Source organism: Sphingomonas echinoides (assembly GCF_029623395.1).
In the GTDB taxonomy this organism is placed as follows: domain Bacteria; phylum Pseudomonadota; class Alphaproteobacteria; order Sphingomonadales; family Sphingomonadaceae; genus Sphingomonas; species Sphingomonas echinoides_A.
Genome location: NZ_JAPYKK010000014.1, coordinates 79233 through 93097 on the forward strand (window position 1 = coordinate 79233; position 13865 = coordinate 93097).

17 protein-coding genes are annotated in these 13865 nt (G+C 66.2%); 9 read left to right on the plus strand and 8 right to left on the minus strand.

What is annotated here, in order from left to right:
- Positions 1-9: 9 nt before the first annotated feature.
- Together QBJ92_RS10625 and QBJ92_RS10630 are read left to right on the plus strand one after the other, a co-directional pair.
- Positions 10-399 carry a hypothetical protein gene (locus QBJ92_RS10625; protein WP_277969666.1) on the plus strand — a complete coding sequence of 130 codons (390 nt, stop codon included), beginning with the start codon at positions 10-12 and terminating at the stop codon, positions 397-399.
- 185 nt (positions 400-584) lie between these two features.
- Complete coding sequence (locus QBJ92_RS10630; protein WP_277969667.1) at positions 585-1484, plus strand: SDR family NAD(P)-dependent oxidoreductase; 900 nt, start codon at positions 585-587, stop codon at positions 1482-1484.
- Positions 1485-1607: 123 nt separating this feature from the next.
- On the opposite strand, the gene QBJ92_RS10635 is transcribed toward QBJ92_RS10630, so the two are convergent.
- On the minus strand, positions 1608-1952 hold the full coding sequence (locus tag QBJ92_RS10635) for a DUF2794 domain-containing protein (protein WP_277969668.1): 345 nt from the start codon (positions 1950-1952) through the stop codon (positions 1608-1610).
- A complete protein-coding gene (epsC, locus tag QBJ92_RS10640; protein ID WP_277969669.1) occupies positions 1952-2632 on the minus strand; it encodes a serine O-acetyltransferase EpsC in 681 nt (226 codons plus the stop codon). The genes QBJ92_RS10635 and epsC overlap by 1 nt, the downstream gene beginning before the upstream one ends.
- 159 nt (positions 2633-2791) lie before the next feature.
- Between epsC and QBJ92_RS10645 the strand changes: the two genes are divergently transcribed.
- The gene (locus QBJ92_RS10645; protein WP_277969670.1) at positions 2792-3571 is read left to right on the plus strand and encodes a sulfite exporter TauE/SafE family protein; all 780 of its coding nucleotides are present in this window, start codon (positions 2792-2794) and stop codon (positions 3569-3571) included.
- A gap of 65 nt (positions 3572-3636) precedes the next feature.
- Here QBJ92_RS10645 and QBJ92_RS10650 read toward each other — a convergent pair whose 3' ends face one another.
- Positions 3637-4158, minus strand: a complete 522-nt coding sequence (locus QBJ92_RS10650; RefSeq protein ID WP_277969671.1) for a carboxymuconolactone decarboxylase family protein — start codon at positions 4156-4158, stop codon at positions 3637-3639.
- A 129-nt stretch (positions 4159-4287) separates the two neighbouring features.
- Positions 4288-4830: a peroxiredoxin gene (locus tag QBJ92_RS10655; RefSeq protein WP_242137481.1), complete on the minus strand. Its 543-nt coding sequence runs from the start codon at positions 4828-4830 to the stop codon at positions 4288-4290.
- Positions 4831-4981: 151 nt separating this feature from the next.
- Between QBJ92_RS10655 and QBJ92_RS10660 the strand changes: the two genes are divergently transcribed.
- Both QBJ92_RS10660 and QBJ92_RS10665 read left to right on the plus strand, forming a co-directional pair.
- Positions 4982-5881 (plus strand): hydrogen peroxide-inducible genes activator, encoded by a 900-nt coding sequence (locus QBJ92_RS10660; protein ID WP_277969672.1) that lies wholly within the window; start codon positions 4982-4984, stop codon positions 5879-5881.
- Positions 5882-5957: 76 nt separating this feature from the next.
- Positions 5958-6641 carry a fasciclin domain-containing protein gene (locus QBJ92_RS10665; RefSeq protein WP_277969673.1) on the plus strand — a complete coding sequence of 228 codons (684 nt, stop codon included), beginning with the start codon at positions 5958-5960 and terminating at the stop codon, positions 6639-6641.
- On the opposite strand, the gene QBJ92_RS10670 is transcribed toward QBJ92_RS10665, so the two are convergent.
- Genes QBJ92_RS10670 through pgsA form a run of 3 tightly spaced genes read right to left on the minus strand, consistent with a single transcriptional unit; the run spans position 6638 to position 7902 of the window.
- On the minus strand, positions 6638-7078 hold the full coding sequence (locus tag QBJ92_RS10670; protein ID WP_277969674.1) for a molybdenum cofactor biosynthesis protein MoaE: 441 nt from the start codon (positions 7076-7078) through the stop codon (positions 6638-6640). The genes QBJ92_RS10665 and QBJ92_RS10670 overlap by 4 nt on opposite strands.
- Positions 7075-7332 (minus strand): molybdopterin converting factor subunit 1, encoded by a 258-nt coding sequence (gene moaD, locus QBJ92_RS10675; RefSeq protein ID WP_277969675.1) that lies wholly within the window; start codon positions 7330-7332, stop codon positions 7075-7077. The genes QBJ92_RS10670 and moaD overlap by 4 nt, the downstream gene beginning before the upstream one ends.
- A 3-nt stretch (positions 7333-7335) precedes the next feature.
- The gene (gene pgsA, locus QBJ92_RS10680) at positions 7336-7902 is read right to left on the minus strand and encodes a CDP-diacylglycerol--glycerol-3-phosphate 3-phosphatidyltransferase (RefSeq protein WP_277969676.1); all 567 of its coding nucleotides are present in this window, start codon (positions 7900-7902) and stop codon (positions 7336-7338) included.
- Positions 7903-8054: 152 nt separating this feature from the next.
- Here pgsA and QBJ92_RS10685 point away from each other — a divergent pair, with 152 nt between their 5' ends.
- Positions 8055-9344 (plus strand): MFS transporter, encoded by a 1290-nt coding sequence (locus QBJ92_RS10685; RefSeq protein WP_277969677.1) that lies wholly within the window; start codon positions 8055-8057, stop codon positions 9342-9344.
- 31 nt (positions 9345-9375) lie between these two features.
- Here QBJ92_RS10685 and QBJ92_RS10690 read toward each other — a convergent pair whose 3' ends face one another.
- Positions 9376-9543: a hypothetical protein gene (locus QBJ92_RS10690; RefSeq protein ID WP_277969678.1), complete on the minus strand. Its 168-nt coding sequence runs from the start codon at positions 9541-9543 to the stop codon at positions 9376-9378.
- A 182-nt stretch (positions 9544-9725) separates the two neighbouring features.
- Between QBJ92_RS10690 and QBJ92_RS10695 the strand changes: the two genes are divergently transcribed.
- The 3 genes from QBJ92_RS10695 to QBJ92_RS10705 all read left to right on the plus strand — a co-directional run.
- Positions 9726-11510 carry a sensor domain-containing diguanylate cyclase gene (locus QBJ92_RS10695; protein WP_277969679.1) on the plus strand — a complete coding sequence of 595 codons (1785 nt, stop codon included), beginning with the start codon at positions 9726-9728 and terminating at the stop codon, positions 11508-11510.
- A 40-nt stretch (positions 11511-11550) separates the two neighbouring features.
- Complete coding sequence (locus QBJ92_RS10700) at positions 11551-13242, plus strand: M28 family metallopeptidase (protein ID WP_431358387.1); 1692 nt, start codon at positions 11551-11553, stop codon at positions 13240-13242.
- Positions 13243-13500: 258 nt separating this feature from the next.
- Positions 13501-13865: alpha/beta fold hydrolase (locus QBJ92_RS10705; protein WP_347342791.1), on the plus strand; the 365-nt coding region annotated here is incomplete at its 3' end.

The window sequence follows — 13865 nt, forward strand, 5'->3', positions numbered from 1 at the left end:
AGTTTCTTCATGAAGTTCACCATGTTTGCAGTTCTTGCTGCCGCGGTCGCAATGCCCGCCCTGGCGCAGACGACCCCGACGACCGCCGACACGTCGATGCAGCAGCCCGCCCCCGCGCAGCCCGCTGGCGCGCCCGGCATGCAGCAGGCCCCCGCCGATCCGGCGATGGCCCCCGCAGCACCGGCAGCCCCCGCAGCCGACCCCGCGATGGCACCAGCCGGTGGCCCGGCAATGGCACCGCCAGCAGGTCAGCCGCCGATGGCAGCCCCGGCAGCAGCAGCGCCGATGGCATCAACCACTGAATATCCGGCCTGCTCGCGCACCGTGAAGGACCAGTGCATCGACAAGCGCAACACCGGCGGCGCGCGCAAGGCGTCGATGCGCCGCAGCCGCAAATAATCGTGACGGCGGCGCGTTTCGCGCCGCCGCTTCGAACGACTAGGCCGACGTAGGGGAAAGTCCCTGCGTCGGCTTTTTCATGCCCCGGATTCGGCCGATTCTAGGGCATCGGCGTAAGATTCCCGCGCTTGCGCGGCTTGCGGATTGGCCTAGGACGCGCTCCAAACACGGTAGAGGAGTCCAGCATGACCATCCGTTTCGACGACAAGGTTGCCATCGTCACCGGCGCAGGCGGCGGCCTGGGCCGGGCTTATGCGCTCGAACTCGCACGCCGCGGCGCGAAGGTCGTGGTCAACGATCTCGGCGGCGCGCGCGACGGCACCGGCCACAGCGATGCCGCGCTCAAGGTCGTCGAGGAAATCGAGGCGGCGGGTGGCACCGCGATGTCGGACGGCGGCAGCGTCACCGAATATGACCAGATGGTCGCGATGGTCGCCAAGGCCAAGGAAGCCTGGGGCGGCGTCCATATCGTCATCAACAATGCCGGTGTGCTGCGCGACAAGAGCTTCGCCAAGATGGAGCCCGCCGACTTCGCGTTCGTCGTCGACGTCCACCTCACTGGCTCGGCCAACGTCACCAAGGCGGTGTGGGAGACGATGCGCGCGCAGAATTACGGACGTCTGCTGATGACCGCGTCGTCGACCGGGCTGTTCGGCAATTTCGGTCAGGCGAATTACGGCGCGGCGAAGCTCGGGCTCGCAGGGCTCACCAAGACGCTCGCGATCGAGGGCGCGAAGAACAACATCAAGGTCAACACGATCGCCCCGACCGCGGGGACGCGGATGACCGAGGACCTGTTCCCGGCCGAGGCATTCGCCGCCTTTGCGCCCGAGAAGGTCGCCCCCGCCGCGCTGTATCTCGTGTCGGAAGACGCGCCGACCAATATGATCATCGGCGCGGGCGCGGGGGTGTTCCAGGCGTCCTATGTCACGCTGACGCAGGGCAAGCTGCTCACCGGCGACGATCTGTCGCCCGAAGGCATCGCGGCGCATTGGGCGGAGATCACCGACCGTACCGGCGAACTGACCCCGCAGAGCGGTGCGGAACAGGCGATGAGCATTTTGAAGAAGCTGCAGGGCGGCTGATCCGCCTTGGGGTCGAAGCTTGCGTCCGGTGCAGGCTTCGACCTCGCTCAGCCCGAACGGCGGTAGGGAAAACACCCTCCGTTCGCCCTGAGCGCAGTCGAAGGGCCCGCGCAACCCCCGCGTCTAGTCCTCGACCACCTTCATCAACCGCCGCTCGACCGGCGCGAGCACCGGCCCGAGTTCATGCCCGCGCTTGAGCACGACACCCTGTTCGTTGATCAGCGCCCACATCCCCTGGCGGTTGCGCAAGGCGGGGCGTTTCTCGATCCGCACTTCCGGACGCTCGGCGGAGCGGCGGAACGCCGCGAACACCGCGACCTCCTGCCCCATGTCCATCGCATAATCGCGCCAGATCCCCGCGGTCACCATCCGCCCATACAGGTCGAGGATACGGTTGAGCTCAAGCCGGTCGAACCCGATCTGCTGCGGCGTCCCGCGCTGCACCGGGAAAGGTGTAACGGTCCCCATCAGGCGCGGTCGCGCACGTCCTGCTGGTCGGCAAGCAACGCATCCAGCCGCTTGCGCATCGTCTCCAACTCGCAGCGGAGCAATTCAACCTTCTGGGTCTGCGGGTCGAACGCATCGGTGCACGGCGTGCCGTAAGCGAGGAACTGCGCGGTCTGCTTGCCACCGTCGACCATCGTCGCGCGCGCCGGAATGCCAACCATCGTCGCGCCTTGCGGCACGTCGCGCGTGACCACCGCATTCGCGCCGACGCGCGCGCCGACGCCAACCGTGATCGGCCCGAGCACCTGCGCCCCCGAGCCGATGATGACGTTGTCGGACAAGGTCGGATGCCGCTTGCCGGGCACGCCATTGTCGGGGTTGGTCCCGCCCAGCGTGACGCACTGGTAGATCGTGACATTGTCACCGATCTCGGCGGTCTCGCCAATCACCACGAAGCCGTGGTCGATGAAGAAATGCCGCCCGATCTTCGCCCCCGGATGAATATCGATCGCGGTGAGGAAGCGGCTCATATGGTTCACCGCGCGCGCGGGAAAGAACAGCCCGGCGCGAAACAGACGATGCGCGACGCGATGATAGGCCAGCGCCCACACCCCCGGATACGTCAGGATCTCCCACCGCGAGCGCGGTGACGGGTCTCTCGCCTTGACCGAATCGAGATAGGCGATCAGCCGTCCCACCATCTGCATAATCCCTGTAATCCGTTCGGCTATTTAGGCCTTCGTGCGGGCGAATTAAAGGTCCGCGCAACCACGATCGACGGTGGCAATACCCGACCAAAGCTATAGGACATTGCCGATACTGCCAAACCGACGCGTCCAAGGACCTGAGAGTACACGCTTATGCCCGATTTCGCCCAGATGGATTTCGCCACGGTCTTCTGGACGATGCTGCCGTTCATCGCGGTCGGCTTCGGCGCGCAGATGGTCGATGGCGCGCTCGGCATGGCGTTCGGGGTCCTTACCAACACCGCCCTGGTCGTGTTCCTCGGGCTGCCGCCGCGTCTCGCATCCGCGACGGTTCATGCGGTCGAGACCTTCACCACCGCGGCGTCCGGGGTCAGCCACATCCTCCACCGCAACGTCGACTGGAAGCTGTTCCTGCGGCTGGTGATCCCGGGAATGATCGGCGGCGTGCTAGGCGCCTATGTGCTGAGTTCGATCGATGCCGAAATCGCCAAGCCGTTCGTCATGGCGTATCTCGCGTCGATCGGGCTGTACCTGTTGTACCGCGCCTGGCGCGGCCATGTCGAACCGCGCGAACCTAGGATCGTCGAGCCGCTCGGGCTTGTCGGTGGATTCCTCGATGCAGCCGGCGGTGGCGGTTGGGGGCCGGTGGTGACGTCGAACCTGCTCGTCCAGGGCGCGCAACCGCGCAAGACGATCGGGACGGTCAACACCTCGGAATTTTTCCTCACCGCGACGATCTCGGCGACATTCATCGCGACGATCGGGTTTTCAGCGTTCACCGTCCAGGCGATCGGCATCCTGATCGGCGGCGTGGCTGCGGCTCCGTTCGGCGCGGTCATCGCGAAACGCGTCCCCGCCCGCCCGCTGATGGGGCTGATCGGCGGATTGCTGACCGCGACCAGCGCCTATTCGGTGTGGGCGGCGCTGACGTAAGGGACAGCCCTCCCCGATTTCGTCATTCCCGCGCCGGCGGGAATGACGAATGAGGGAGCGGTCGATCAGTTGATCGCGGCGTGGACCGTTGCGACCGCCTTCATCACCGCGCCGATCCGGACCGACGTCTGGATCGCCTCGGCGGTGGCGCCGGCCTTCTTCAGGATCTGCTCGTGCGAATCGATGCACATGCCGCACCCATTCATCGCGCTGACCGCGAGGCTGAACAGCTCGAAATCGACCTTGTCGATCCCCGGTTGCCCGATCACGTTCATCCGCAGCTTGGCGGGCATGTTCTGATATTCGGCATTTCCGGCAAGGTGCGTGAAGCGATAATAGACGTTGTTCATCGCCATCACCGCCGCCGCGGCGCGTGCCGCATTGGCCGCTTCCGGGGTCAGCTTGGACGCGACTTCCGCCTCGGCCGCATCGACCAACGGCTTGTAGCCGGTGGCGTGCGCACAGGCGAGGAACAGGCCGAACTTCTGCTGGTCGGGCAAATGCGCTTCATTCAGGAGCGAACCGACGTTGAGGCGAATGTCCTTGGCGAAATCCGGGAGCGTCCCGGCGAAATCCTTGAGCGACATGGGTTTTGCTTTCTAGCTCCCCTCCCGCTTGCGGGAGGGGTTGGGGGAGGGCCTGACATAGAAAGGGAGGGCGCGTCGGTTGACACGCCCTCCCCTGACCCCTCCCGCAAAGCGGGAGGGGGACTTTGCTTACGCTGCGAGCTGGAGGACGTCGTCGCCCTTGTTCCAGTTGCACGGGCAGAGCTCGTCGGTCTGCAGCGCGTCGAGCACGCGGAGCGTCTCGGCGGGGTTGCGGCCGACGTTCAGGCCGTTGACCTGGACTGCCTGGATGACGTTGTCCGGATCGATGATGAACGTCGCGCGGAACGCGACATGCTCGTTCTTGTCGAGAATGCCGAGCTGCGAGGCGAGCACGCCGCCGTTATCCGCCAGCCACGGGAAGTCCGCCGCCGCCAGATCCGGGTCCGACTTGCGCCATGCCAGGTGAACGTGCGCGGTGTCGGTCGATGCGCCAATGAGAACCGCGTCGCGATCCTCGAAGTCGCCCTTCAGGCCGGCGTAGCCGACGATCTCGGTCGGGCAGACGAAGGTGAAATCCTTCGGCCAGTAGAACAGCACCTTCCACTTGCCCGGGAACGCGTCCTGGCTGAGCGTCTCGCCCGCCGGAAGCGCGCTGGTGCCCTGCTGGACGGGAACGGTGAAGTCGGGGAGCTTGTCGCCGATGGTCAACATGATGGTGGCCTCCTGGTTGAATTTGGGCCTCTCATCGACATCCTCAATAAGCACCGCTTTTGCCACGGCGTCTCGTTGTGATCTCCATATAGGGTCTAGTCTTATCGATCCAAGTGCTTATTTATCGAAAAGTGATCGATTGGAGCGATAAGTGGCAACCTACCTACCGACGTTGAAACAGTTGCAATATCTCGTGGCGCTACAGGACCACGGCCATTTCGGGCGTGCCGCCGAATCGTGTTTCGTCACCCAATCGACACTCTCGGCGGGGCTGCGCGAGCTCGAAACGCTGATCGGCGTGACCTTGGTCGAGCGCACCCGTCGAGTCGTCCGCTTCACCCCGCTCGGCGAGCGAATTGCGGAGAAAGCGCGGCGCGTGCTGCGCGAGGCGGACGAACTCGGCGACATGGCGCGTGCGGCGGGCCGGCCGCTGTCGGGCGAGATGCGGATGAGCGTCATCCCGACGATCGCGCCGTTCATGCTGCCACGCATCCTGCCGCGGCTGCGACGCGACTATCCCGACCTCAAGCTGTTCCTGCGCGAAGAACCGAGCGGCGCCGCGTGCGAGGGCCTGCATCACGGTCGCGCCGATTGCGTCTTGCTCGCCCTGCCGTTCGCGTGCGGCGAAGTGGATTCGGAAGTCCTGTTCGAGGACCGGCTGTTCGTGGCGGGCGCGCCCGACGAAATGGGCGATGCCACGCTCGCCATGCCCGCGGGTGAAATCGACGAGACCCGGATGCTGCTGCTCGAGGACGGCCATTGCCTCAAGGACCACGCGCTGTCGGCGTGCGCGCGTCCGGAATTGCGCGCGGAAGCGACGATGCTGGGGACCTCGCTCCACACCATCGTCCAGATGATCGACAACGGATTGGGGCTGACGATGCTCCCCGAAATGGCGCTCAAGGCCGGCATCCTCGACCACACCGGCCTGGTCGCACGACCGCTCGACGCGAGCAGCCCATCGCGCAAGATCGCGCTCGTCTGGCGGCGCGGTTCGCCGCGCGAGAAGGACTTCCAGCTGCTCGCCACCGCCCTCGCCGAGGCGGCCTGACGAAACCATTTCGTTGCTCAACCGTATTTATGCCGCGCAGCCCGAACGGGTCGCGACAATTTTACCGGAGAGCCTCATGACCCTCAAGACCACTTTGTACGCCACTGCGATGGCCAGCGTCCTTTCGATCGGCGTAGCCGCAACCGCGCAGACCGCAACGCCCCCAGGCGCCCCGACCGCAGCCGCGCCCGCAATGCAGGCGGCTCCCGCACAGGGTACGCCGATGCAGGCTGCACCGGCTGCCGGCACCCCCGCTGCGCCCGCCGCCACGACCAACCCGACGGTCGGCGGCGCCGCAATGGATGCCGCCAAGACGGTCGTCGACAACGCAGCCGCCGCGCCGAACCTCAGCACGCTGGTAAGCGCCGTCAAGGCAGCGGGTCTTGCAACCACGCTGGCGGGCCCAGGTCCGTTCACCGTGTTCGCCCCGACCAACGATGCATTCACGCGCCTCGCGCCGGGCACCGTCGACACGCTGATGAAGCCCGCCAACAAGGCGACGCTGGTCAAGGTCCTGACGTATCACGTCGTTCCGGGCACGATCACGCTCGCGGACTTGCAGCAGAAGGCGACCGCAGGCGGCGGCAAGGTCGTGCTGACCACCGTCGAGGGTGAGCCGCTGACGGTCGAGATCGCAAATGGTGCAGTCCAGCTGACCGACGTCAACGGCAACAAGAGCTATGTCGAGACGCCCGACGTCCGCCAGTCGAACGGCGTCGTCCATGTCGTCAACGGCGTGGTCCTGCCGAAGCTGAACTAAGCCTTCCACCGCGCGGCGGCGACATCGTCGCTGTCGCGCGGTTCTACCCAGCTGGTCTCGCCGCCGCGCGTTTCCTTCTTCCAGAAGGGCGCCTCGGTCTTCAGGCGATCGATCAGGAACGCGCAGGCCTCTAACGCCGCACCACGGTGCCTCGCCGCCGTTCCCACGAACACCACGATCTCCCCCGGGTGCATGTCCCCCACCCGGTGCGTAATGCGCGCGCCGATCAGGTCCCAGCGGGCGATCGCCGTATCCGCAAGCGCGCGCAAGGCCGCCTCGGTCGCGCCGGGGTAATGTTCGAGCGACAAGATCGCCACGCCGTCGTCGCTGCGGACCAGACCGACGAACGTCGCAATGCCCCCCGCCCCGCTTGCCGAGATCGCGGCGAACTCGGTCCCCGCGTCGATCGTCGCTTCGCTGACCGTGACCGTCATCATCCGCCCGTCACGGGAGGGAAGATCGCGACTTCCCGCGGCGACCCCAGCGGCGCGTCGAGCGCGACGAACACCTGGTCCACCGCGGCGCGCAGCCGGTTCCGGTCGACGAACGCGGCGGCATGATCCGTGCTGCCCGCCGCCAGCCAGTCAATCAGCGCGGCGACCGTCGTCACCTCGGACGGGGGCGAGACGGTTTCGCTCGCCTTGCCGATCCGTTCGCGCACCCACGCAAAATACAACATCTCGATCGTCACAAGTCAGTCCATATGCTTCAGGCCGACGCGCAGGTAATCCCAGCCCGTCACCAGCGTGAGCGCCGCAGCGCCCCATAACGTGATCAGCCCGACCTGATCGACCCACGGATAGGCGGTGAGCGCCCCCCCGAGGATGAGCGCCCCGAGCGACACGAGTTGCAGCGTCGTCTTCCACTTGGCGAGTTTCGAGACGGGCACGGAGACCTGCAACTGCGCCAGGAATTCGCGCAGGCCCGACACCGCAATCTCGCGCAGCAGGATCACCAGCGCCGCGATCTGGTGGATTCCGGGGATGATCGCGGGCTCCGGCCCGCGCGTCCCGACCAGCAGCAGGATGACCGCCGCCACCATGATCTTGTCCGCGATCGGATCGAGAAACACGCCCAGCTTCGAGACGGTGCCCTGCGTCCGCGCGAGATAGCCGTCGAAATAGTCGGTAATCCCCATCAGGCAGTACAGCACGAAACCGGCCGCATAGCCGTCCAACCAGTCCGGCCACCACAGGAACCACGCGAGCAAGGGGATCGCGACGATACGCGACAGGGTGAGGAGGTTGGGAAGAGTCAACACACCCCTGCTCTACCCTTGCCACGCGCCGGACGAAACCCCGTGCGGGTAAATCGTGTCGGCCAAAGGGTTTGGAGATTGGCGGGTTGCCGCTTGGCGGGCGGGTGGGCTATGGACACGGCTTATTTCCGCCACATCGAGGCCACGATCCCATCATGCACAACGCGCTCGGCTTGCTGAAGGAGCGCCGTTTTCTCCCGTTGTTCGTCACCCAGTTCCTCGGCGCGCTCAACGACAATCTGTTCAAGACGGTGATGGTGCAGTTCGCGATCTACAAGATCTTCGCGGACCCCAAGCTGGAACAGAATTTTACGGCATTGGCGACAGCCCTCGGTATCCTTCCGTTCTTCCTGTTCTCCGCGCTTGCCGGACAGCTGGCGGATACGAACGACAAGGCCAAGATCATCCGCATCGTGAAGACGGCGGAGATCCTGATCATGATCATTGGCGCCGGTGGGCTGATGCTCGCCTGGACCGGCTATTCGACCGTCGGGCTGGTGCTGATGCTGTTCGCCACGCTGTGCCTCGGGGTCCATTCGGCGTTCTTCGGCCCGATCAAATACGCCATCCTGCCGCAACATCTGCACGAGGATGAAGTCCTCGGCGGGACGGGTCTGGTCGAGTCGGCGACCTATATCGCGATCCTGCTCGGCACGATTCTCGGCGGGTTCATGGCGGTGCAGCATGCCGCGATTGCGGTGCTGACGGTTGCGATCGTGGGCTGGCTGGTGTCGTTCAAGGTCCCCCCGGCGGCGCGCGAGGGCAAGGAACTGGTCGTCAATTTCAACCCGTTCACGTCGTCGTGGCGGCTGATTTCGGGGACGATGCACATCCGTCGCCTGTTCCTCGCGATCTGCGCGATCAGCTTCTTCTGGACCATGGGGTCGATCCTGATCATCGTGTTCCTGCCGCTCGCCAAGAACGTGCTGACCGCGAACAACCACGTCTTCACTATGATGACCGCGTTGTTCTCGATCGGCGTCGCGATCGGATCGGTGCTGATCAACTCGCTGTTGAAGGGGCATACCTCCGCCAAATACGCGCCCGCGTCAGTCCTTGCGATGGGCGGGTTCGTCGTGGTGTTCTCGCTGCTGGTGCGCGGCTGGCCGGAGGCGCCGATCGGCACGCTCTACGATCTGGCGAGCTTCATCGCGATCCCGCGCGCGATCGTGCTCGTGCTGGTGCTGATGGGGATCGCGATCACCGGCGGGATGTTCGTGGTGCCGCTCTACGCCTTCCTGACGACGACCGTGTCGAAGGACGAGACCGCGCGCACGGTGGCGGCGAACAACGTCGTCAACGCGGGCGCAATGACGATCGGGGCCTTGGGCGTGCAGGGCCTGACCCTGGCGGGCGTGACGCCGGACAACATGCTGCTGGTGGTCGCCGCCATGTGCCCGGTCTCGGCGTGGATCGCCTGGAAACTCCACGTCGCCTGCGACTGATGGGTCGACGGCGCCGGGCGGCCGGCGTCGGTTAGAATATGAACGTATAGAAGCAGATGAAGAACGCGGAGAAGCTCATCACGAAGAGCTTCACGTCCTCCTCGTCGCGCGCGCGCGTACGGGCGATACGGCTGGCCTTCACCGCCTGGCGGAAGGGGTGGCGAGCGCCGGGCGAAGCGAGCGATAACGTGCGTTGCATGCCGCATGGTAACGCTTTGTTTACGATACTCGCCAGCAAGCGTTGCGGTTAACGCCTGTCCCGATCCGGGACGCCGCTTCCCCGCGATGCGTCGGCGCGGCGCCACTCCCCCAAAACTTTGCAATCGGTGCAGCTTGTTAACACCGCGTTGACCAGATTGCGTGTTAACCAGCATCATGAGTATGTCGCGTAACCGTTCCGAGCATTTGGTGGCGTTCTGGCTGGGCGTCGTATTCCTGGTCGTCGCCGCGGCGTCCGTCAGTTTCGCCCGCTTCGATGGCGGCGTGGCCTATGTCTGGGGTGCCGCGGGGTTGTTGCTGGCGCGGCTGGTGACCTTGCCGGTGCGTCGCTGGCATCTGCCATTGCTGTGGTGCGGGCTCGCCTGTGTTCTCGAAGTCTGCCTGTTCGGGCTTGGCTGGCGCGCGGTCCCCGCGCTCGTGCCGGTCCTGCTGCTCGAACCCGTCCTTGCCGCGCTGCTGCTGCGCGCGGTGCTTGGCAAGGGACTTCATATCGCGACGGTGGAGGGCATGGCGTGGTTCATCGCCATCGCCGGGGTCATCGCGCCGCTGGTATCGGGCGTGTTCGCGGCAGAGGTCGTCGTGGTCTTTTCGAAAGCGCCCTATTGGTCGAACCTGCTCCACTGGTTCGTCGCGCACGCGCTGGGCGCGGTGCTGATCACGCCGGCGGCGGTGGCCGTGGGCAATCCCGCCGGGATGGCGCGGATCCGCGACTGGAAACGCCGCGACTTGCTCGCGAACATCGCGCTGCTCGTCGTCGTCGCGGCGACCGCGGCGTACGTCTTCTATCAGAAGACCGCGCCGATCCTGTTCCTGCCGCTGCTCCCGATGGTCCTCGCAACGGTCCGCGGCGGCCGCATGGCGGCAATCACGAGCGTCTTCATCGTCGGCGTCATCGGCGCGGTCCTGACCGCGCACGGGCGTGGTCCGATCAACCTGATGAGTGGATCGACCGGCGAGAAGACGTTGCTGTTGCAGGGCTTCATCGCGTGCGCCGTGCTGCTCGTGCTGCCGGTCGCGTCGTTGCTGACGCAACGCCGGATCATCGCCGACCGCTGGCGCGAAAGTGAGGCGCGCTACCACACGATCGCCGACAGTCTCGGCGATGCGATCATCGACATTTCCGCCGACGGGACGATCCGCTACGCCTCCTCCGCGATCGCCGCGATGACCGACCTCCCCTCCGACGCGGTGGTCGGCAGCAACGCGCGGGATTTCGTTTGCAAGGATGACATGGCGGCGGTGGCCAAGGCGTATCATCAAGCGCTGGAGACGCCAGGCCGTGCGGTCATCGTGCAATATCGCGGTGCCCGCGATGATGACGACGGGCGGCGGTGGTTCGAGGCATCGATCCGCGCCGTCACCGCGCAGGGCGAATCGCTCGGCATCGTCGGGTCGATCCGCGACATATCGGACCGCAAGAGCCTGGAACTGTCGCTCACGCGCGAAGCCAGGCTCGACCCGTTGACCGGCCTGGCGAACCGCCGCGCCTTCCTCGAACAGCTCGAGCAGCGCTGTGGTTCGATCACTTCCGGCCTGCCCAACCCGTGGACCGGCAGTCTTGCGATCCTCGATCTCGATTATTTCAAGCGGATCAACGATCGCTACGGCCATCCCGCCGGCGACGCGGTGCTTCAGGCGGTCGCGACCGAGGCGATGCGCTTCTGCCGCAGCCATGATCTGGTCGCGCGGATCGGGGGCGAGGAATTCTGCGTCATCTTCGGCGGCGCCACCATGGCCGATGCCGAAACCGCGGCGGACCGGCTGCGGCAGGCGATCCGCGCGCTGCGCATCCCGGTCGACGGCGGCCAGACGATCACCGTCACCGCGAGCATCGGCCTCGCCGAGATCGTTCCCGGCACCGCCGCAGCCGAGATCCTGAAACGCGCCGATACCGCGCTGTACGAAGCCAAGCGCCAGGGCCGCGACCGGTTGCGGATCGCCGCCTGACCGGGTTGGCGGCGGGGGAAAGCTCGCCTAAGCATCGGAAATGACCAGCCCCGCTCCCCGTATTCGCCCGCTCCCCTTCGGCCGTCGCATCGCGCTGCTCGCGGTCTCCGCGGCCATGCCGCTCGCCCCCGCCGTCGCGCAAATGAAGACCGACCCCGCGCGGATCGAACAAAGCGTGCGCACGCTCGCGTCCGATACGTTCGAGGGCCGCGCCCCGGGCACCCGTGGCGAGGATCGGACGCTCGGCTATCTGATCGCACGCTTCCAGGCGCTCGGGCTCGAACCCGCCGGAACCGATGGCGGCTGGGTCCAGAAGGTCCCGCTGATCCACACCCGGCTCGGCACGCCGCGGACGATGCAGTTCGATACGGCGAAGGGTGCGCTCCCCGCCGAACAATCGAAGGACGTCTACGTCTCGACCATCCGCCCCGACGATGCCGCGAAAATCGCCGCCGCGCCGCTCGTCTTCGTCGGCTACGGCGTGACCGCGCCCGAGCGGAAGTGGGACGACTTCAAGGGCACCGACCTGAAGGGCAAGGTCGCCGTCTTCCTCGTCAACGATCCCGATTTCTCCGCCGCCAAGGGCGAGCCGGTCGCGGGCACGTTCGGTGGCCGGACGATGACCTATTACGGTCGCTGGACCTACAAGTTCGAGGAAGCCGCCCGCCAGGGCGCGATCGGCGCGCTGATCGTCCACGATACGCCCGGCGCGGGGTACGGCTGGAACGTCGTGGTCAGCAGCGGCGGCGAGAATTACGACATCGTGCGCGATCCCTCCAAACTGACCAGCCTCGCGCTGCAAGGCTGGATCGCGGGCGACACCGCCGCGCGCGTCTTCGCGGCGGGCGGGCTCGATCTCGCAAAGATGCGCGTCGAGGCACGCAAGGCGAGCTTCCGTCCGGTGCCGCTGAAGGGCGTCACCTTCACCGCTGACGTGCCGGTCAGCCACGAGCAGGTCGACAGCTACAACATCCTCGCGCGCATCCCCGGCACCGAGCGGCCCGACGAGGCGGTGATGTTCGGCGCGCACTGGGACGCGTATGGCGCGGGCAAGCCCGATGCGCAGGGGCGGATCTACCGCGCGGGCGCGAATGACGATGCGCTTGGAATCGCCGGCCTGTTCGAGATCGCGCGCAACATGAAGGCCGCGCCGCCGCCCAAGCGCAGCGTCGTCTTCGCCGCCTGGACCGCGGAGGAGCGCGGGCTGCTCGGATCCGAATATTACGCGACGCATCCCACGATCCCGATGGCGAAGACCGTCGCCAACCTGACGATCGACATCCTGCAAACCGCAGGCGCCGCGAACGACGTCGTGCTGGTCGGCGCGGGCCAGAACACCCTCGAGGACGACATGGCGCGCGTCGCGAAGACGCAGGGGCGCCGCGTGACGCCCGAGGGGCTCCCCGAACGCGGGTTGTTCTACCGCGCGGATCACTTCTCCTTCGCCAAGCAGGGCGTTCCGACGCTGCTGCTGATGGGGATCGCGGGCGCGTCCGACATCAAGCAGGGCGGAGTCGCGGCCGGACAGGCGTGGATCGATGCCTATACCGGCAAATGCTATCACCAGGCGTGCGATGCGTGGAGCGACGACTGGAAGCTGAACGGTGCGGTGCAGGACATCGACCTGATCGGCACGATCGGTACGCAGCTCGCCAATGCGACCGTCTGGCCGACGTGGAAGGCCGGCTCCGAGTTCAAGGCAATCCGCGACAAGACCCGCCCGACGCGCTGACCGGCGCGTCCGGGTTTTCACCCCGCACCCCAAAAGCTGCCGTCATGCTGAACGTGTTTCAGCATCCACCGCGCAGCGGGCTCAGTCCGGATTTGTGGAGGGCTGGATCCTGAAACAAGTTCAGGATGACGGGCGGTTGGGCAGAACGCTCGCGAAACGGCGTCTCATCGTCCCGCGCGCATCGCACCCGGAACGCCCCGCCCTCTGCAAGCATTAGGGACCCGACGTCGCTTTTCCAGCGAACCGAAGGATCCTGATATGCGCGCCCTCCCCGCCTTGCTGCTGCTCGCCGCCCCATGGACCAGCGCGGCCACGGCACGCGACGTCCCGGTTGCCCCGACAACTGCGACGCCCCCACTCGGCGCGAACCTCGAAAAGTTCGCCTATCCCTTCCCGCTCCACTGGTTCGACGGCCAATCTCAAGGCGCACCGGTCCGCATGGCATATCTCGACGTGCCCCCGACGAGCCAACCGAACGGACGAACCGTCGTGCTGCTCCACGGCAAGAACTTCTGCGCGGCGACATGGCAGGACACGATCGGCGCGCTATCCAAGGCCGGCTACCGCGTGATCGCGCCCGACCAGATCGGCTTCTGCAAATCGTCCAAGCCGGCGGGCTATCA